Genomic DNA, 18,010 nt, shown 5'->3' with positions numbered 1-18,010 from the left:
TGATTGGATCAAACAGCGGTTTTGATGGTGTGGGCGCGGCCGATCCACTTGTCGATTCGGCTCATCAGCTTTTCACGATTGACCGGTTTGAGAACAAAGTCATTGCCCCCCGCAGCAACACCACCGCGCAGATCTTCTTCGCCCTGGCGGGCTGTTACATAAATGATGGCACAGGCCAGATCAGGGAACTGGGTACGCACATTCAGCGCGGTTTCAAACCCGTTCATGTCCGGCATCATGATATCCATCAGAATGATACGGGGGCGCTTGGTCTTCAGAAGCTTGAGAAGCTCCGCGCCAGAGGAAACACCGACAAACGAGAAACCGCCGCTTTCGACGATTCGTTTGAGCAGAACCAGACTCTTGGGATCGTCATCGACACCAACGATCAGAAGATCATTTCCAGCTGGCATGGCATTCCCTCTTTGGCTTGGACCTTGGGGCAAAACGGCAAAACGCCGCGTCTTAACGCGGCGCCAGCACCATAATCATAACACGGCCTTCCATCTTTGGCATCATTTCCGCTTTTGCGAGATCGTCGAGATCCCCCGAAAAACGTTGCAGCATGCCAAGACCGAGATCCTGGTGAGCCATTTCACGTCCGCGGAACCGCAGCGTGACTTTCACCTTGTCTCCACCGCCAAGAAACTTCTGCGCGGCGCGCAGTTTGACATTGTAGTCATGGGTGTCGATGTTCGGACGGAGTTTGATCTCCTTGACCTCGATCACCTTCTGTTTCTTCTTGGCCTCGTTCTGCTTCTTGCTTTGTTCGTATTTGAACTTGCCGTAGTCGATCAGCTTGCACACAGGCGGTTCAGCATTCGGCGCGACTTCGACGAGGTCGAGTCCAACTTCCGCTGCCATTTCAATGCCTTCACGCACCGTCATCGGCTCCGACATATTGCCTTCGGCATCGACAACACAGATGGAACGGGCTTTGATATCCTCATTGACGCGCGGACCTTCCTTGGTCGGCTGCATCGGTTTGCGTGGTCGTGCTATGGATAATCTCCTATGGTAATCAAACAAATCGGTCAGAAACAGAAACGACGAAAAGCACCGCTTGATCCGACAGTGTTTTCGTTCCGACCTCACCTAGCATATCCGCGTGCGTTCAGAAAGCAATGTTTTTAGGCAATTAAACCGGACGCAAAGCGCCATTTTCTGCGCCTTTTATTCACAAGCCCCTGTAACGGCATTTGCGCAAGACGCCTAATCTGTCAGATCGAGACGGTGACGCACTTCATCCATCACCCGATTGACGGTCAACTGACGCAGATCACTCTCGCGGATAATACTGACAGCATCCTTTGAAAGTCCGCGCGGCGCACTGAGTTTCGGATCAGATTCGCGGGAAAACAGCACAATGGACGGTGCCCCCGCAGCAGCCGCGACATGCATCGGCCCGGTATCATTCCCAATCGTCAGCACCGAACGCGCCGCAAGCGATGCAATTTCAAGGAAATCGGTCCGTCCCATAAGGTTTCTGGCCTTGGGACACATCTGATCAATCTTTTTAAGGACGTCGCTTTCCTTGTCTGTTCCGATCAGGACCGGCGTCAAACGGTAGTCTGCAAGCTTCTTGGCCAACAGACCAAATCGTTCAGCAGGCCAGCGCTTTGCCGGACGATGTGGCGCCCCGCCCGGACAAATCAGGACAAACGGGCTTCGAATACCGAACCGTTCAAGATCAATATCCGGCCCCTGAATATAAGGAAGCGGCACATCGGAAATGCCCGCGTCATGCAGTTGTTCGGCCATACGATCAATTGAATGCATCGAATCCCGATGCGGATTGGCGTGAGGATGCGAACAGCCTCTGGCGATCCCCGACCATTCCGGTTTCGGGCCCGGCCAGAACAGCTTGTAATAAAAGCCGCTGCGATCTGATGTCTGAAGATCATACACCCGATCGAACCTGCCATTGCGCAGAAAACGGCGCAGTGCCAGAACTTCACGTGGCTGGCTTAGTTTGGGGCGGCGATCAATGGCGATGGAGTCAAAATGACCACTTGCCTTCATCAGATCGACATAGGGACGGGTGGTCAAAACGGTGATATGCGCGTCAGGATGTGCTGCCCGGATGGCCGCAAACGGCCCCAAGGCCAGGATGACATCCCCAAGCGCCGACAGCTTGATAACAAGAATCCTCTCTCGATGCGGTTCTGGTGCAGACACAGCACCATCGTCAACCGCGAGAGAAATCGCAGGATCCTGGCCGGTTTCAATTTTTTGATCGGTCATACTGCGTTCCTGGTAACGCGCTTGAGCGCCTTGGCGTATACCCGCAAGGTCCGCTCAGCCATCTGTTCAAGCGAATATTCCGCAATCACGTGATTGCGTCCTTTGCTCGCCAGAATTGCCCGTTTTTCCGGCGTCAGGCTCAGGACCTGAATCAATGCTCGGGATAGCTGATCGACCTCGTTCGGACTGACCAGCCAACCGGTTTCGCCAGGCAAGACCGTCTCCATCGCGCCACCATGTGCTGTTGAAACAACCGGCCGCCCCATGGCCTGGGCCTCGGACGGAATGCGACCGAAAGCCTCGGGCTCTACTGACGGACACGCAACAACATCTGCCAACATGTAGGCAGCAGGCATATCGGCACAATGGTCGACGATATGCACAACATCCTGAAGGCCAAGCTTACGGGTCAATTGAAGGATTTCCTCGCGGTAGGCTGTTCGCCCCTGATCCGATCCGACAATCAGGCAACGCACCTTTCGGTGGCCCAGCTCTTCAAGGACTGCCGGCAGGCCACGAATCAAGAAACTGTGCCCTTTCCAGCGCGTGATCCGACCTGGCATCATGATGACATATTCTTCACCATTCAGACGCCATTGGGTCGAAAGCGCAATCAGGCGTTCCTGACTGACATTTTCCGGATTAAACAGATCAACATTCGTACCACGTGGCACAATGTTCAGCCGATCCGGATCAACCTTGTAATATTTGTTGATGTGATTGGCGATATGCTTGGAAATCGCGATCACCTGATCGCCCATGGTCATGATCGCGTTGTAACGGCGCTTGAACGGATTGGTATAGCCGGAATAGGTACCGTGGAACGTCGTGACAAAGGGAATGCCGGCCTTGCGTGCCGCGAAATACGCGCTCCAGGCAGGCGCCCGTGACCGGGCGTGAATGATATCAACCCCTTCTTCCCGGATCAGCTTGACCAGCGCGTCAATATTTCTGCGCATCACCAGAATGTTTTTGGATTTGAGCGGCAGGTTGATGTGTTTGGCGCCAAACCGGGCCAGTTCACGCTCAAGGCGCCCGCCTTGCGATGCGACAAGTGCCTTGCCACCACCATCGACGATGGCACGCGCAATATCGACGGTACCGCGTTCCACCCCACCGGCATCAAGTTCGGGCAGCACTTGCAGAATCACGGCAGGACGATAGTCCCCGTCTTGCACTCGGGGCTCGGTTCGATAGACTGTTTCTGTCATTACTTCTGACGCGCTCATGCAACTCCAACCATCAACACCCAAGGATCCCGCCCCGGATGACACATGACATGCCGACGCCACAGCGTGAAAAGCCCCAATTTCTTGACCGGCCTGACGGGTTAAAAATCGCATACCATCACGTGCCGGGCAAGCCATCTGACGTACAGGCCCCCAATACTCCCGGCGTGATGTTCCTTGGCGGCTTCATGTCGGACATGACCGGCACCAAGGCCACGCACCTTGAGGCACACTGCGTTCGGCAGGGGGTGGCTTATACCCGCTTTGACTATTCCGGTCACGGACAATCGTCGGGGAAATTCGCAGACGGGACGATCGGCAAATGGGCCAGTGATGCCATTGCCATTCTTGATGAAATCGCAACCGGCCCGCAGATATTGGTCGGATCTTCAATGGGCGGATGGATCATGCTTCTGACCGCGCTAGCACGCAAGGAACGGGTCGCAGGCCTGGTCGGGATTGCAGCAGCGCCGGACTTCACAGAAGATCTGATGTGGGCACAATTCAGTGAAGAACAGAAAAAAGCGATCCTTGAGGATGGTGCGCTGATCGAACCCACGGAATACGGAGATGATCCCTATACCATCACGCGTGATCTGATCGAAGATGGCCGCAACCAACTCTTGCTACGCAAGCCGATTGATCTTTGCTGTCCGGTCCGGCTGGTACAAGGCATGCAAGACCCCGATGTGCCCTGGCAAACCGCCATTCGCCTGACCGAGGCACTGGTCAGCGATGATGTTCGGGTTGATCTGATCAAGACCGGTGATCATCGCTTGTCCGAACCCGATCAGCTTGATGTCATTACCGGTCATCTGGATGACGTGATCGCAAAAACGGCGTCCCAGGGAACCTAGGATCGCCGTTTCGATCGTCCGAAAACATCAACTTTCCGATCAGGCGAGAACCACGTTCTCGCCTTTGATCGTTACTGCGACCGGTTCAAGAACATCGCCGGTGCAAGGACCCGAAACACATTCCCCGTCTTCGATGCGGAACCGTGCGCCGTGGGTTGAACAGATGATTTCTTCACCGAAATCACTGATGAATTCGTCCGGTTCCATTTCAAGCGGCACACCGATATGCGGACAGCTGTTTACATACCCAAACACATCACCGCCGCTTCGAACGACAAAGATACCGGTGCCAGCAAGATTGATTCCTTTGGCACCGGTCGCATCAAGATCAGAAAGCGCGCACAAAACGGTCCCGGATTCCGGAAGACTGATCACGGTGTCACCCCGCCCATTTCACAGATCGCCGCCCAGGACGCATCATCAATCGGCATCACAGACAGGCGCGACTGTTTAAGCAATGACAGCTCGGCAAAGCGCGGATCAGCCTTGATATCGGCAAGGGTCACCGGAGTTTTGAACGGCTTGACCGTCTTGAAATCAACCTGCACGAACTTGCCAGTCGCATCGGTCGGATCTGGATAGAATTCGCGCACCACTTCAACGATACCGACAATGCGTTTTTCATTCACCGAATGATAAAAGAACGCCTTGTCACCGATTTTCATGGTGCGCAAATTCTTCGCGGCCTGATGGTTACGCACACCATCCCAGCCTTCGACATCTTTCTTGACCTGGTCGTCCCACGACCAGCTTCCCGGTTCGGTTTTGACCAGCCAATATGCCATGGATCAGAACACCTTCTTGAACGGGCGGATCACAACCGATTCAAAAAGCCCGGCCTTGGCATAGGGATCATTGGCCGCAAATTCGCGGGCATCTTCGATTTTATCGAACTCGATGATAAAGACCGAACCATTCATGCCCTCAAGATCAGGATCAAGGGTCGGGCCAGCCGCAACAATACGATCAGCAAAGCCCCCCTTGATATAGGCAAGATGGTCATCACGATTGGCCTTGCGGACATCAAGATGACCGGGCTTATCAACGCAACGAATATAGAAATGCATGGACTGTTTCCTGCTTCTTTATGGGATCAATGGCCATAAAGTGACAGAACCACCCGACATTCTCAAGCCGAACCAATCGGGACTACAAGGCTTGCTCAAACAGCAGCCCGACGTCAGCCGACACTTTCCAGCTCATCGCGGAACGGACGTTGCAACAGGGCGTTAATCGTGCTGCGCAGATCGGCATTATGGTTTGCGACCTGATCGACCGCGGCGCAGATCGGCATTTCAACACCGTATTTTGCCGCAACCGCCGTGATTGACGCAGCGGTATGAACGCCCTCGGTCACGGAACGACGTTCTGCAAGAATATCCTTGGCCTTGCGACCTTCGCCAAGGGCAACACCAAAGGTGTAATTGCGCGAAAGCGTACCGGTACAGGTCAGGGTCAAATCACCAAGGCCCGCCAGCCCCATCATGGTTTCAACCCGTCCGCCCATCGCAACAGCAAGGCGCGACATTTCGGCAATTCCCCGTGTAATCAGGGCCGCGCGCGCATTGTCACCAAGTTTGAGCCCGGCAACCACACCACTTGCAATCGCAAGAACGTTCTTGATTGCGCCTGCAACTTCGACACCGGCAACATCAGTACTGAAATAAGGACGGAATTCCGGGGTCCCGATGAGATCGACCAGTCGCTTTCCAAGCACCCGGTCTTCGCAGGCAAGCGTGATCGCAGCGGGCAGGCCAACCGCGACTTCCTGTGCAAATGTTGGCCCGGAAAGCACCGCAACCGGCACATTGCCAAGGGTCTCATTGACCACCTGCGCCATCAGGGCACCGGTTTCCTTTTCAATCCCCTTGCAGCAAATCACCGCCGGAAGATTATCCGTCCAGTGCGCGGCAAACCGGGTCAGGGTTTCACGCAAATGCTGTGCTGGCGTAACCAGAAGCACAGCATCTGAATCGCGAATACCGTCATAGTTTGTTGTCGCGCGAAGCGCACCTGGCAACGAGATACCGGGTAGGTAAAAGTCATTCTCGCCGTTATTGTTGATCCGGTCCGCAAGGTCGGGATTGCGCAAGATCAGTTCGACATCTTCGCCCGCACGCACCGCCTGCACCGCAAGAGCCGTTCCCCAGGCACCGCCACCAACAACTGTAATGCGCTTTTTCATGTTCATTGTTCCGGCAAAAATGAAGTCGTTTCGTATCGTGGTAACCCGCCCCGAGAGCCACTAGGCCTTGACGCCGGCACCGGGTCTTTTGGGGGCTTCGGGGTCGAGTGGCCAGCGCGGACGCGGCTTGAAATCAAGATCATCGCGTTCGCCAAGTCGGAACCGTTCCAACCCGGCCCAGGCGATCATCGCGGCATTATCGGTGCAAAGATCAAGTGGCGGCGCAACAAGCTGCATCCCTGCCTGATCTGTCAATTCCGTCAAACGGCCGCGCAGATATTTGTTGGCGGCAACCCCGCCGGCAAGAACCAGCGTTTTGCCCGTCGGGTAATCGCGCATGAATTCAAACACCGCATTGCGCGCCCGATCAATCAGCGTATCACCGACAGCGCGCTGGAAAGATGCGGCAAGATCGGCTTTGACTTCGTCTGTTTGCTGATCGACCGGAAAACCGTCCATATATGTGCGAACAGCGGTCTTGAGCCCGGAAAACGAAAAATCACAGCCCGGACGGCCGCGCAACGGGCGCGGCAGGCCAAAACGATCCGGATCGCCCTTTGCCGCGATCTTTTCCAGGGCGGGACCGCCCGGATAGCCAAGACCCATCATTTTGGCAGTCTTGTCAAAAGCTTCGCCGACCGCATCATCAATGGTTGTGCCGATCCGTTTATATTTTCCGACACCTTCAACAATCAGAACCTGACAATGACCACCGGAGACCAGCAACAGCAAATAGGGAAACGCAACATCATCGGTCAGACGCACGGTAAGCGCATGACCTTCAAGATGATTGACCGCCAGAAACGGCTTGTTGGCGGCAAAGGCAATGGCCTTGGCCGTCATGGTGCCAACCATCACCCCGCCGATAAGCCCCGGCCCGCCGGTGCAGGCAACCGCATCAAGATCATCGAAATCGACACCGGCATCATCCATGGCCTCGGCGACCAGCCGGTCAAGATGTTCCAGATGGGCGCGCGCGGCAATTTCGGGCACAACCCCGCCATAGGGACGATGATCGTCAAGCTGGGACAAAACACGGTTTGCCAGAATTTCGCGCTTGTCATTGACGACAGCAGCGGCCGTTTCATCACAGCTTGTTTCGATACCAAGTACGATCATGGGTCTGATCCGGTCAGGGTGTGCCAAACAGTCGGCAATCGGAATACAATAATACGCCTGGCGATGATGTAGCGGAAAGTTTGCCTGCTTTCCACCCCCGACGGGCGCATTTGCCATATGCAGTTATCGCGCTTCACGCCCAACTTCGGCAATTTTCATCGAAATCCCCCGCATCGCCGACACCACGGCACGCGCGATATAAGTCAATGCGCGCAACCAATCAGTTGCTATCATCACCATGGACAGAACGGAAAATTCGCACCCGATTTCCGCTGGCGAACCTTGTTTCCAAACGATTTTACGACTAAGACTCCTGCCATGACAGATACAGCAAAACTTCGCATCGGTACCCGTGGTTCACCCTTGGCTCTTGCCCAGGCACATGAGGTCCGTGACAAACTGGCAAAAGCGCATCCCGAACTTGCAGAAGACGGTGCAATCGCCATTACCGTGATTACCACGACCGGCGACAAGATCCTTGATCGTGCCTTGTCCGAAATTGGCGGCAAGGGCCTTTTCACCAAGGAAATCGATGACGCCCTGATGGGGGGCGAAATTGACCTTGCCGTTCATAGCATGAAGGATGTGCCGACAGTCCTGCCTGATGGCATGATCCTGCCGACCATTTTGCCGCGCGAAGATGTCCGCGATGCGTTTATTTCGCTGAAATATAAAAGCTTTGCCGAAATGCCGGCGGGGTCTGTCATCGGATCGGCGTCCCTGCGCCGTCAGGCAATGATCCTGAACAAATATCCGGACCTGAAAGTCGTGACATTCCGTGGCAATGTTCAGACCCGCCTGCGCAAGCTGGGTGAGGAACAGGTTGACGCCACCCTGCTTGCGATGGCCGGACTTAACCGGTTGGGTCAGCCGGAGATCGCAACCGCACCAATCGCCGAAGATGACATGTTGCCCGCAGTCGCGCAGGGTGCGATTGGCATTACCATCCGCGAAGAAGACCAACAGACCAAAGATTGGCTTGCCGCCCTTCATTGTGAAAAATCGGCCATTCGCGTGGCGGCCGAACGTGCCGCACTCAAGGCACTGGACGGTTCATGCCGCACCCCGATTGCCGCACTGGCAGAATTCAATGACGATGGCAGCATGCGCTTGCGTGTCAGCATTGTGCGCCCGGATGGCAGTGAACGACTTGATACCGAACGCCTGATTGCCAAACCCGATATGGCATCCGCCGCAGCAGCCGGCACAGACGCCGGTGAAGAATTGAAGCAACGTGGCGGGCCCGACTTTATTTCGGCCTGATCCCATAAATGGACGGGAACGCAGATGGGACCCTTGGTGTTAAATACCCGGCCCGAAACCGATTCTGCCGACCTTGTGGCCGCGCTTGATGCGCGCGGCTACCGCCACCTGTCTGCTCCGATGCTGCATATCTCGTTCCCGGCGCGACAAAAGCCACTTGATATCGGCCACTATCAGGGGCTGATATTTACATCTGCCAATGGTGTACGTGCCTTTATCGGTCTTAGCAGCGAGCGCACTTTACCGGCATTTTGTGTCGGCGATGCCACGGCACGCATGTGCCAGGAGGCGGGTTTCAATTCCGTTCATTCGGCAAATGGCGACATTCATGACCTTGCGACCCTTATTCGTCAGAAAGTCATGGCATCTGATGGGCCGCTTTTTCATCCTGCGGCACGCAAAACAGCCGGTGATCTTGGCGCGATGCTGCGCGATGACAGATATGAAATAGATCGCCAGACAGTTTATGAAGCAATCGCAAGTGATGAACTGCCAGAAGATGTACTGACGGCCATTCGCCGTCATCACATTGATGCAGTTTTATTTTTCTCTCCCCGCACTGCGGAAACCTTTGTTAAGCTTGTTCAAAGCTATAAACTTGAAGGTGACCTGGCCAGGGTGAATGCAATTTGCCTCAGCCCGGCAGTGCAATCGAAGATCTCAGACCTTACATGGCATAGAACGCACGTTGCATCACAACCGACACAAGAATACCTTCTTTCCTTATTAGGGTCCGTCGTAACGGCTTGCCGTACCTGACGCCGTTTTGGGAATAACCGCAAACTGCAATGGTCCAATCGTGAAAACACCAGAAACGCCAAAAACCAACGCTTCCGCAAAGTCGACCGATACGGAAAAGCCAACTGAAACCATTTCCGTTGACAGCAAGGGCAATGCCAGCCCGGACCCCAAAAAAGCAGATGCAACCCACGCATCAAAACCCGGCACGTCCGACAATTCGGCAAAGAAACCCGATAGCAGTCCCAAGGCCGAAAATCCCGCAAAGGCGGATGCCACCAAGCCTGGCTCCACATCGACGGGTGCAAAGCAACAGGACGAAAAACCGGCAAGTACAGCAGCCCGCAAGGGTGCCGGTGGCAAGGCAATTGTCATCTTTGTCCTGATCATTGTTGGCGGCCTAGCAGCTGGCTGGTTGACCCGCGCAATCTGGTGGCGCGATGCCCAGCCGCATCTGGCACAGTTTGTCCCGAACGATATTCTGGCTGAAATTGCGCCGGACGGCTTTGACGCAGACAATCCGCAAAGTGGTGAAATCACAGTCACCAACGGGCCGGAAGCTGCGGGCGGATCAGAAGAAAACACCATTCCGGCACCAAGCGAAGATGCCGCAATGGCCGAAAAGGATGACGCCGAAGTCAAAACCGAAGAAGAATCCCGGCCGACCGTAACCGGCATGGACAGCGAAACAGCCGACGCAGCACCGATCCCGGACGGGGCGGTTGTGGTCGATCCGGATTTGACCGAACGACTTTCGCGTCTTGAAGGAACGATCAATGCGCTGCGTGAACGACTGAATAGCGAACGTGGCGATACCCTTAACAATACGGTTGCCCGCCGCATGGCCGAGATCGAGACCCGTACCGCCCCCATCGAGGAACTGGCACGCGTCGAAAGCGAACTGGCCGGTGTGGCCAATGAAATGCGCGAACTGTCCGCACGCCTGTCGACCATGGAAGAAGAAGTTCGTGCCACCACCGGCCTTCGCGTCGAAAGCCGTGGTCAGGCCATCGCCATGGCCGTTACCATCCTGCGTGATGCGCTTCAGCGGGGTGGACCGTTCATGATTGCCCTTAATCAGCTTGAACGCAGTGCCGGCGATGACGCCGTAATCCTTGATCAGATCGAAACCCTTAAACCGCTTGCCGAACAGGGTGCACCGACCATCGAAAAACTGCGTCAGTCGTTCCCTATCATGGCGCAAGAGGCCGTGGCCGCAGCGACCGACGATCATTCGGGGAGTGTCCTTGATGCGACCTGGGCCAACATCAAAAAGCTGGTTCCGATCCGCCGTGTCGATGCCGCAGGCGAAGAATCCCTTGAGGGACGTCTTGTTCTGGCAGAAAACGCCCTAGCGCAAGATGACCTTGATGGCGCAGTCGCGGCACTTAACGGCGTCGAAGGTGAACATGCACAGGCTGCTGTAAGTGACTGGCTTGATGCAGCTAAACGCCGTCAGACCCTTAACGCGTCGATTGCAACCCTTAGCGCCCACGCCATCGGCCTTCTGACCGGGGCGGAGGACAGCCAATGATCCGTCTTCTGACCTTTATTCTGATCACGGCTGTTCTGGTTTTCTGCACCGTCTGGTTTGCCGAAAATCCGGGCAACATGACGATTGTCTGGCTGGGATACCGGTTTGACGGATCGATCGGCATGGTTGCACTTGGCCTTCTGGCCTTGACCGTGGTGCTGGTTCTGGTCTGGCGTGGCTGGACAATGATTGCAAATTCGCCGGGCTGGATCGGGCGTTTGCTTGGCAGTCGTCGCCGCAAAAAGGGCCAACAGGCATTGACCATGGGGTTGCTTGAACTGGCATCAGGCGATGTGCGTCAGGCCCTTAAACATACCCGTGCGGTTGACCGTTATCTTGAAGATGACACCCTGACCCGTCTTCTGACAGCACAGGCCGCCGAACTGGATGGCAATAACGACGCTGCCAAACGCCAATTCGAAGCCATGCTTGAAAAACCGGACTCGGCATTTTTCGGGCTACGTGGACTGTTGCAATTGGCCCTTAAGGCCGATGACCGCGAAGCGGCACTTGATTACGCCGAACGGGCCCACCGTTTGCGTCCGCGCAACCCGGCGGTAATCGTGACCCTGTTTGACTTGTTGCTGACGTCGCGACGCTGGGACCGTGCATTAAGCCTGCTGGTGGATGCGCAAAAGGCATCGGTGTTCGATGAACAGGAACTGACACGTCGTCGCGCCCTTTTGATCACAGCCAAGGCCGAAGACGCCATTGCAGCTGGTGAAAATGCCGAGGCGATCAAACTCCTGCGCAAGGCATTAAGCGCATCCGCCGAATTCACCGGCGCGGCCGTCCTGCTGGCGGGTCTTTATCGTGACCTCAAACAGGATGCCAAGGCCCGTGATGTTGTCATGCAAAGCTGGCGTGTTGCGCCGTCAGCGGCACTGGGCACCATTTATCGTGAAACCCTGACCGGCGACCCGCTGCTACAAGTCAAATCGGTTGAGAAGCTGGTGGCAACCAATCCCGAACATGTTGAAAGCCAGATCGTCCTTGCCGAAGCCGCCCTTGAAGCGGACCTTTGGGGGGTTGCGCGCAGCAACCTTGAAAAGGCGATGGCATCCAAAGCCGAGGCACGCCATTACCGGCTTCTGGCCGATCTGGAATTGCGTGAAAATCAGGATGGCGCAAAGGCCCGAGATCTGTTGATCAAGGCCAGCCACGCCAACCCCGATCCGGATTGGCGTTGCGGAGCCTGTGGCGCGGAAACTGATCGCTGGGTCGTATCCTGCCCGTCCTGCCATTCATTTGGCAGCGTAGATTGGCGTGCCCCGCTGCGCGTCCATCAGGACAACACAGCCAAATCACCTGACAACCGTGCAAAGAATCCGGTCGCACTGGAACAGGATGGCACCGTCATTGACCATGATAATGACGATACCCCGTCCCCGACCGATCAGACATCAAAAGGCAACCAGCCAGCGATTTAAAATCGTGTCGGCCCGGGAAAACAAACAAACCCCTGCAACCATGTTGCGGGGGTTTGGTTTATATCAGCCATGCTATTTCGATGTCGCCCAGGCCTCGATTGCATCAAGCGTGTGCCGCGCACTGGCGACCGTTGGCGTGGTTACGGCAACCGAATCAAGATAAAGAACCCGGCCTTCCTTGTGCGGGCGCAGGAAACGATCCCATCCGGGCACAATGGCATTCAACCGGTCACGAATGGCAGCCTGACCACGATCCGCACTGACATAACTGTTCATAATAATCAAAATATCAGGATTAAGGCGGGCGAACTGTTCGGAACTCAGGGGCACGGCGAAGCCTTGGCCATAACCCGATGCCTTGCCACTGCCTTGAAGGTCTGCACGACGATATCCCAGATCCTCGATCGCCTGAATGACACCGGACATGTTGCTGACGACATTGATCTGGTCATAAATGATCACCGCCAGATACGTCTTTTCGTCCGGGGTTTCGGGCAATTTGGCACGCACATCATCAAGCTGGCTTTTATAGTCGGCCATCAGGGCATCGAAACGATCCGATGCGCCCAGAAGGTCTGCCAGTTTTTGCTGGGTGCTGAACCCGGTGATATCCGGGGTCCGGATGTTTTTGAGATAAACCGGTGCGACAGATGACAGGATATCGGCCTTATCCGCGTCACTTTCCCCACCAATGATCAGATCCGGTTTCAGGGCACTCAGTTTTTCAAGGTCAATATTCCCCAGCGGACCAATACCAGAAATCCCGAGATCCGCGCCATCCTTGCCCAGAACGGTTTTGATGAAATCGACCCGCAACATCGAACTGCCATCATCGTTGCGCCCGTAAGACCCGACAATATCAAGCCCGAGTTCAAGGATCGGAATCCCCAATAGCGGTTCTTGCAAGACAACAATACGTTCGGGCGTATCGGGCATGGGCACGGTACGCCCGCGATCATCCTGCACATCGTGACTTTGTGCATTTGCCAGTCCGCTTACAACAATCAGCGCCAGGGTCAAAAACAGCTTGTGCATGGGAACTCCAATCAATCGGGTATCAACCTGTTCGGGCCTGTGAAATGGTCCGAAGACGCAGGGAAATGATAAAAATCGGGGCCCCGATCATCATGATGGCAAGCCCGGTCGGCAGTGCCACCTGATCAGAGCCAAGACGCGTCAATCCATCGGCCGCCACCACCAGAACACCCCCGGTCATTGCCGCCAGAAACAGTCGCGCCCGCCCCTTTGCCGGGGATATGAAACCGGCAAGATGCGGGGCCATCACCCCCAGAAACACCAATGGTCCGACCGCGGCGATCGCCGCGGCCGTCAACAGCACGGCAACAATCAGAATGACCGGCTTGGTGATATGAACGGCCTCCCCCAGGGCCAGCGCCATATGGTCACCAAGGTCAAGACTGCGCAATTTACGACCGATCACCAGAATTGCCGGAATGGAGATAACAAACCATGCCGCAAAACTGCCAACAGCCGACCAGTCGGAATGGAAAAGCGACCCGGCCAGCCAGCTTGAAATCGCGTGTGACTGTTCGGGCGGCGCATAAAGGATCAGGATCGATGTCACCGCTGACAAAGTGGTTTCCACCGCAATCCCCATCAGCAAAATACCAAGCCCCCCTGAATGATGACGCCCGACCAGTACCATCAACAGCACGGCCACCGCCAACCCACCGGCAAATCCGGCAAGGGGGGTAAAGATCAACGGCAATCCGGGGAAAAGGACCAGCACAAGCATGATGACCACAAGCGACCCCTGGCTAAGCCCAAGCAGCCCCGGATCCGCCAGCGGATTTTGGGCAAGTGATTGCAACATCGCCCCGGTCAGCGCAACGCACCAGCCTGCCATGAACCCCATCAGAATGCGGGGCAGACGGACATCTGCAATTGCAAATGCGACATCACCAGAGACAGCATTGCCATCAAACAATCCGACAAGATCGGAAAATGTGCTGTCGGTTGATCCTGTGGTCAAAAGCGCCACACCACTGACCACAGCAACCATCATCAGGATCACCGCACAGATCAGATTATGCAGACGGATTTCCAAACCACCGGAAAATTTGAGAACAACATATCCATGAAGGCCGGTCGTCAAACGCATTACAATGACCTCCGCAATCCGGGGGTCAGGTAATAGCGCCGCACGACAAAGGCAAAAACAACGCCACCGAACAGGTCCATCATCACGCCGGTATGAAGAACAAACGGGCTGAAGGCCAGTCTTGCAACCATGTCGGCAATCAGACTAATGCTGGCCCCGACCAGAATGCAGCCCGGAATGATCACTGTCTGCTTTGCCCCGACCAATGGCCGCACGATATGGGGCACAACCAGACCGACAAACCCGATCGGCCCGCAAATTGCGACCGCCGCACTGCTTGAAAGAACCACGGATGCAATTGCCAGACGCGACACAAGGACAATATTCACACCGGCCGATGCCGCCTTTTCCGGGCCAAGGGCAATAAGGGTCAGCGCGCGCGACAAGATCAGAAGCACGACCACACCACCGACGCCAACCGGCCACATCTGATGAAGGCGGTCGATATAGACATGGTTGATATTGCCCGTTACCCAGCCAAGAAACTCGTTTCGCAGTTCCGGCGTCGATAACAGCAAGGCATTGGCAATGCCGATAAACAGCATTGAAACCACCGCCCCGGACAGAATAAGCGACAACCCCCGCGGGTTGCCATCCATGCCCGACATACGTGCAACCATCAGACAGGCGCCAAATCCGCAAATCCCGCCAATCAGCGCCGCAATTCCCTGAAATGCGGATGAAATCCCGAAAAATATCACCCCGCCAACCACAAACAGGGTCGCACCGGCATTGATCCCCAAAAGCGCTGGTGATGCGAGGGGATTACGCATCAATCCCTGAAGCACAGCACCGCTGCATGCCATCACCGAACCGACAAAAACGGCAATCAATACCCGTGGAAGACGTTGATAGATCACGACAAAATGGTCGTAATTATCCGCATCAAAGCTGAAAAACGCCAAAAGGATGTCTTCGGGTGCAATATTGGTCGCCCCAAGTGACAGATTGGCAAAAAATGCTGCCATCAGGATCAGAATGAAGGCCGAAAAGACCTTTGCACGACCGGTCATTCTGCGCGTGCCGGCATCTGTGCGTCCTGACGCGGCAAACAGACAAGACGATCTTCACGCATGAAAACATCGGCATCGAAATCAAAGACCATGCGGATGTTTTCCGGTGTGATCACCTGTCTGGTCGGGCCGGAAATGCCTGCTTTGCCCTGACGGACCATCACAACATGGTCGGCAAATGCCGATGCCAGATTAAGGTCGTGCAAAACCGTGATGATTGTTTTGCCATGCGCCTGACCCAGACGGCGCACCAGATCAAGCACGGCATACTGGTATTTCATATCCAGATGATTGACCGGCTCGTCCATCAGAATGATGTCGGCATCCTGAGCCAGAACCATGGCGATCCAGGCCCGCTGGCGTTGCCCGCCCGAAAGCGAATTGACCGGCACATGGGCCATATCGGCCAGCCCAACAGTGCGAAGAACGTCTGCAAACAATGCCCGGTCCTGTGCACTTGGCCCGCCAAACAGGGAATAGCGTGCATATCCGGCAAGTTCGATCAGCTCACCCAGAACGATATAATCCGGGCAATGGTTTTCCTGTGGCAAATAGGCGATGCGCCGTGCCAAGGTTCGCCGCGGAATATCGTCGATCGGAACACCATCAAGGGTGATGGTCCCGGCTGATTTTGGCAAGAGACCAAGGATCGCCTTGAGCAGTGTGGATTTCCCACATCCGTTTGGCCCGACCAGTGCCGTCACACCGCCTGTGTCGAACTGCACCGAAAGTCCGTTCAGGACCGGTGATTTTCCATAGGAAACAACAAGATTCTGGGCAGACAGCACGTTCAAAGGTCCGGTTTTTCAATCCTGACCAGAACATAGATCAAGGCGTTTTATGCTGCAAATGATATTCATTCATATTATCAAGCATGCAACAGACGACGATCAAAGGAATTCTGCCCGCCATGACGACCCGCAAGCACATCCATATCGGTTTGTCCGTCGCCCCGACCTGGTTGATGAATGATGCCTGGCGCCGTGATGACAGCAATGTCGAAAATGTCTTTTCCACAGACTTTTTTGTCGAGATTGCCAAACGCGCGGAAAAGGCCAAGATCGACTTCCTGTTTCGTCCTGACACGCTTTTCATGAAACCGGAAATGATTGCCGGTTCCCCCGGGTTTTCCAGTCTCGATCCGACGATCCAGCTTGCGGCACTGGCCGAGCACACCAGCAAGATCGGACTGGTCACGACAGCGTCCACGACGTTTTATCCGCCCTATATCGTCGCCCGACAGATCCAGTCGCTTAATATCCTGTCCAAGGGGCGGGTTGGCTGGAACATCGTCACATCCCTTGATGGCAACGAGAATTTCGGAATTTCGGAAATGCCGTCAAGCGAGGATCGCTATCGACAGGCTGCCGAATTTAGCGATGTGGTCCACAAACTTTGGGCAAGCTATCCGTCCGATGCCATCATTGCCGACCGCGAAAGTGGCACTTATGGCACCCCGGACGCCCTGACACGGATTGATCATCACGGGGAGTTTTATAATGTTGCCGGGCCGCTGAACACACCGGCCTTTGGCAATGGCAAAGTCCCACTTTTTCAGGCCGGGGCATCGCCGGCCGGACGTAACTTTGCCGCATCCGTTGCCCATGCGATCTTTGCCGCCACCCCGGACCCGGAAGTTGCGCGCGAACTGCGCAGTGACCTGCGCGAACGGGCGGCAAGCAAAGGCCGCGACCCCGATGATATTCGCATCCTGCCCGGGCTTAACATGTATCTGGCCCCGACCCGCGAAGAAGCCCGCGAAATTTTCGCCCAAACCCACGCCCGCATGGACCCGCGCCGCATGATTGCCAAGGTCAAGGAACTGATTGCCCTTGATCTGACAGATCACCCGATGGATGCACGTGTCACTGCCGATATGTTGCCCCCCGCGGATACGGTGGTGCGCAGCAAGACCCATGGCGACCTTGTCCGTCGTGTGATTGAACGCGACCAACCAACGGTCAAGGATCTTCTGATCCGTCCGGAAGTCATGGGGTCATCGCACTGGATCGTGGTCGGCACGCCCGAGGATGCGGTCAACGAAATTGCGGCATGGGCTGATATCAATGCCGGTGATGGCATCATTGCCTTGCCCAGCGGATCACATCAGTCGGTTGACCTGTTTCTTGATCAAGTGGTTCCGGGTTTGCAGGAGCGCGGACTTTTCCGCACCGAATATTCCGGTCATACCCTTGCTGATCATCTTGGCATCAAATAGCCAACAAAAAACCCCGGGAAGTTCCCGGGGTTTTTCAATTTGATCTGGACGTGATCCC

19 protein-coding genes are annotated in these 18,010 nt (G+C 55.5%); 6 read left to right on the top strand and 13 right to left on the bottom strand.

Going from position 1 to position 18,010, the window contains the following annotated elements; genetic code table 11:
• Positions 1-8: 8 nt before the first annotated feature.
• From WA429_RS01280 to WA429_RS01265, 4 genes are all read right to left on the bottom strand, one after another.
• Entirely contained in the window at positions 9-413 is a 405-nt protein-coding gene (locus WA429_RS01280; RefSeq protein ID WP_101246513.1) for a response regulator, read from the bottom strand.
• 52 nt (positions 414-465) lie between these two features.
• Complete coding sequence (infC, locus tag WA429_RS01275; protein WP_101246514.1) at positions 466-981, bottom strand: translation initiation factor IF-3; 516 nt, start codon at positions 979-981, stop codon at positions 466-468.
• 231 nt (positions 982-1,212) lie between these two features.
• Positions 1,213-2,244 (bottom strand): glycosyltransferase family 9 protein, encoded by a 1,032-nt coding sequence (locus WA429_RS01270; RefSeq protein WP_287464475.1) that lies wholly within the window; start codon positions 2,242-2,244, stop codon positions 1,213-1,215.
• Entirely contained in the window at positions 2,241-3,395 is a 1,155-nt protein-coding gene (locus WA429_RS01265) for a glycosyltransferase family 4 protein (protein WP_336107142.1), read from the bottom strand. The genes WA429_RS01270 and WA429_RS01265 overlap by 4 nt, the downstream gene beginning before the upstream one ends.
• Positions 3,396-3,511: 116 nt before the next feature.
• Between WA429_RS01265 and WA429_RS01260 the strand changes: the two genes are divergently transcribed.
• The gene (locus WA429_RS01260) at positions 3,512-4,330 is read left to right on the top strand and encodes an alpha/beta hydrolase (RefSeq protein WP_287464477.1); all 819 of its coding nucleotides are present in this window, start codon (positions 3,512-3,514) and stop codon (positions 4,328-4,330) included.
• 39 nt (positions 4,331-4,369) lie between these two features.
• On the opposite strand, the gene WA429_RS01255 is transcribed toward WA429_RS01260, so the two are convergent.
• The 5 genes from WA429_RS01255 to tsaD all read right to left on the bottom strand — a co-directional run bounded on the left by WA429_RS01255 (position 4,370) and on the right by tsaD (position 7,634).
• Positions 4,370-4,705 carry a Rieske (2Fe-2S) protein gene (locus WA429_RS01255; RefSeq protein ID WP_258548098.1) on the bottom strand — a complete coding sequence of 112 codons (336 nt, stop codon included), beginning with the start codon at positions 4,703-4,705 and terminating at the stop codon, positions 4,370-4,372.
• On the bottom strand, positions 4,702-5,115 hold the full coding sequence (locus tag WA429_RS01250; RefSeq protein WP_101246518.1) for an EVE domain-containing protein: 414 nt from the start codon (positions 5,113-5,115) through the stop codon (positions 4,702-4,704). The genes WA429_RS01255 and WA429_RS01250 overlap by 4 nt, the downstream gene beginning before the upstream one ends.
• 3 nt (positions 5,116-5,118) lie before the next feature.
• A complete protein-coding gene (locus WA429_RS01245) occupies positions 5,119-5,397 on the bottom strand; it encodes a YciI family protein (RefSeq protein WP_101246519.1) in 279 nt (92 codons plus the stop codon).
• A gap of 113 nt (positions 5,398-5,510) precedes the next feature.
• Positions 5,511-6,515, bottom strand: a complete 1,005-nt coding sequence (locus WA429_RS01240) for an NAD(P)H-dependent glycerol-3-phosphate dehydrogenase (protein WP_287464478.1) — start codon at positions 6,513-6,515, stop codon at positions 5,511-5,513.
• 60 nt (positions 6,516-6,575) lie between these two features.
• Positions 6,576-7,634: a tRNA (adenosine(37)-N6)-threonylcarbamoyltransferase complex transferase subunit TsaD gene (tsaD, locus tag WA429_RS01235; RefSeq protein ID WP_114112346.1), complete on the bottom strand. Its 1,059-nt coding sequence runs from the start codon at positions 7,632-7,634 to the stop codon at positions 6,576-6,578.
• Positions 7,635-7,952: 318 nt separating this feature from the next.
• Between tsaD and hemC the strand changes: the two genes are divergently transcribed.
• The 4 genes from hemC (at position 7,953) to WA429_RS01215 (ending at position 12,599) form a co-directional block, all read left to right on the top strand.
• On the top strand, positions 7,953-8,897 hold the full coding sequence (gene hemC / locus WA429_RS01230) for a hydroxymethylbilane synthase (RefSeq protein WP_206926580.1): 945 nt from the start codon (positions 7,953-7,955) through the stop codon (positions 8,895-8,897).
• Positions 8,898-8,972: 75 nt separating this feature from the next.
• Positions 8,973-9,656 (top strand): uroporphyrinogen-III synthase, encoded by a 684-nt coding sequence (locus tag WA429_RS01225; protein WP_287464479.1) that lies wholly within the window; start codon positions 8,973-8,975, stop codon positions 9,654-9,656.
• A gap of 40 nt (positions 9,657-9,696) precedes the next feature.
• Positions 9,697-11,169 (top strand): COG4223 family protein, encoded by a 1,473-nt coding sequence (locus WA429_RS01220; protein ID WP_287464480.1) that lies wholly within the window; start codon positions 9,697-9,699, stop codon positions 11,167-11,169.
• Positions 11,166-12,599: a heme biosynthesis protein HemY gene (locus WA429_RS01215; RefSeq protein WP_287464481.1), complete on the top strand. Its 1,434-nt coding sequence runs from the start codon at positions 11,166-11,168 to the stop codon at positions 12,597-12,599. Before WA429_RS01220 ends, WA429_RS01215 begins: the two co-directional genes overlap by 4 nt.
• 72 nt (positions 12,600-12,671) lie before the next feature.
• Here WA429_RS01215 and WA429_RS01210 read toward each other — a convergent pair whose 3' ends face one another.
• The 4 genes from WA429_RS01210 to WA429_RS01195 are packed head-to-tail and all read right to left on the bottom strand — an operon-like array spanning position 12,672 to position 16,522.
• Complete coding sequence (locus WA429_RS01210) at positions 12,672-13,634, bottom strand: ABC transporter substrate-binding protein (RefSeq protein WP_287464482.1); 963 nt, start codon at positions 13,632-13,634, stop codon at positions 12,672-12,674.
• 22 nt (positions 13,635-13,656) lie between these two features.
• Positions 13,657-14,721, bottom strand: a complete 1,065-nt coding sequence (locus WA429_RS01205) for a FecCD family ABC transporter permease (RefSeq protein ID WP_287464483.1) — start codon at positions 14,719-14,721, stop codon at positions 13,657-13,659.
• On the bottom strand, positions 14,721-15,734 hold the full coding sequence (locus WA429_RS01200) for a FecCD family ABC transporter permease (protein WP_287464484.1): 1,014 nt from the start codon (positions 15,732-15,734) through the stop codon (positions 14,721-14,723). The genes WA429_RS01205 and WA429_RS01200 overlap by 1 nt, the downstream gene beginning before the upstream one ends.
• Positions 15,731-16,522: an ABC transporter ATP-binding protein gene (locus WA429_RS01195; RefSeq protein ID WP_287464485.1), complete on the bottom strand. Its 792-nt coding sequence runs from the start codon at positions 16,520-16,522 to the stop codon at positions 15,731-15,733. Before WA429_RS01195 ends, WA429_RS01200 begins: the two co-directional genes overlap by 4 nt.
• Before the next feature lie 122 nt (positions 16,523-16,644).
• Between WA429_RS01195 and WA429_RS01190 the strand changes: the two genes are divergently transcribed.
• The gene (locus WA429_RS01190) at positions 16,645-17,952 is read left to right on the top strand and encodes an NtaA/DmoA family FMN-dependent monooxygenase (RefSeq protein ID WP_287464486.1); all 1,308 of its coding nucleotides are present in this window, start codon (positions 16,645-16,647) and stop codon (positions 17,950-17,952) included.
• Positions 17,953-18,010 lie beyond the last annotated feature (58 nt).

The organism is Thalassospira sp. CH_XMU1420-2 (assembly GCF_037029325.1).
GTDB classification, from domain to species: Bacteria; Pseudomonadota; Alphaproteobacteria; order Rhodospirillales; family Thalassospiraceae; genus Thalassospira; species Thalassospira povalilytica.
This window is presented reverse-complemented; position numbering and strand designations above follow the sequence as displayed.

Bases quoted from the DNA above. Each gene is read 5' to 3' on its own strand.
- WA429_RS01280 (WP_101246513.1), bottom strand. From the start codon at position 413: ATGCCAGCTGGAAATGATCTTCTGATCGTTGGTGTCGATGACGATCCC.
- WA429_RS01245 (WP_101246519.1), bottom strand. From the start codon at position 5,397: ATGCATTTCTATATTCGTTGCGTTGATAAGCCCGGTCATCTTGATGTC.
- infC (WP_101246514.1), bottom strand. From the start codon at position 981: ATGCAGCCGACCAAGGAAGGTCCGCGCGTCAATGAGGATATCAAAGCC.
- WA429_RS01240 (WP_287464478.1), bottom strand. From the start codon at position 6,515: ATGAAAAAGCGCATTACAGTTGTTGGTGGCGGTGCCTGGGGAACGGCT.
- WA429_RS01215 (WP_287464481.1), top strand. From the start codon at position 11,166: ATGATCCGTCTTCTGACCTTTATTCTGATCACGGCTGTTCTGGTTTTC.
- WA429_RS01250 (WP_101246518.1), bottom strand. From the start codon at position 5,115: ATGGCATATTGGCTGGTCAAAACCGAACCGGGAAGCTGGTCGTGGGAC.
- WA429_RS01205 (WP_287464483.1), bottom strand. From the start codon at position 14,721: ATGCGTTTGACGACCGGCCTTCATGGATATGTTGTTCTCAAATTTTCC.
- hemC (WP_206926580.1), top strand. From the start codon at position 7,953: ATGACAGATACAGCAAAACTTCGCATCGGTACCCGTGGTTCACCCTTG.
- WA429_RS01190 (WP_287464486.1), top strand. From the start codon at position 16,645: ATGACGACCCGCAAGCACATCCATATCGGTTTGTCCGTCGCCCCGACC.
- tsaD (WP_114112346.1), bottom strand. From the start codon at position 7,634: ATGATCGTACTTGGTATCGAAACAAGCTGTGATGAAACGGCCGCTGCT.
- WA429_RS01200 (WP_287464484.1), bottom strand. From the start codon at position 15,734: ATGACCGGTCGTGCAAAGGTCTTTTCGGCCTTCATTCTGATCCTGATG.
- WA429_RS01270 (WP_287464475.1), bottom strand. From the start codon at position 2,244: ATGACCGATCAAAAAATTGAAACCGGCCAGGATCCTGCGATTTCTCTC.
- WA429_RS01260 (WP_287464477.1), top strand. From the start codon at position 3,512: ATGACACATGACATGCCGACGCCACAGCGTGAAAAGCCCCAATTTCTT.
- WA429_RS01210 (WP_287464482.1), bottom strand. From the start codon at position 13,634: ATGCACAAGCTGTTTTTGACCCTGGCGCTGATTGTTGTAAGCGGACTG.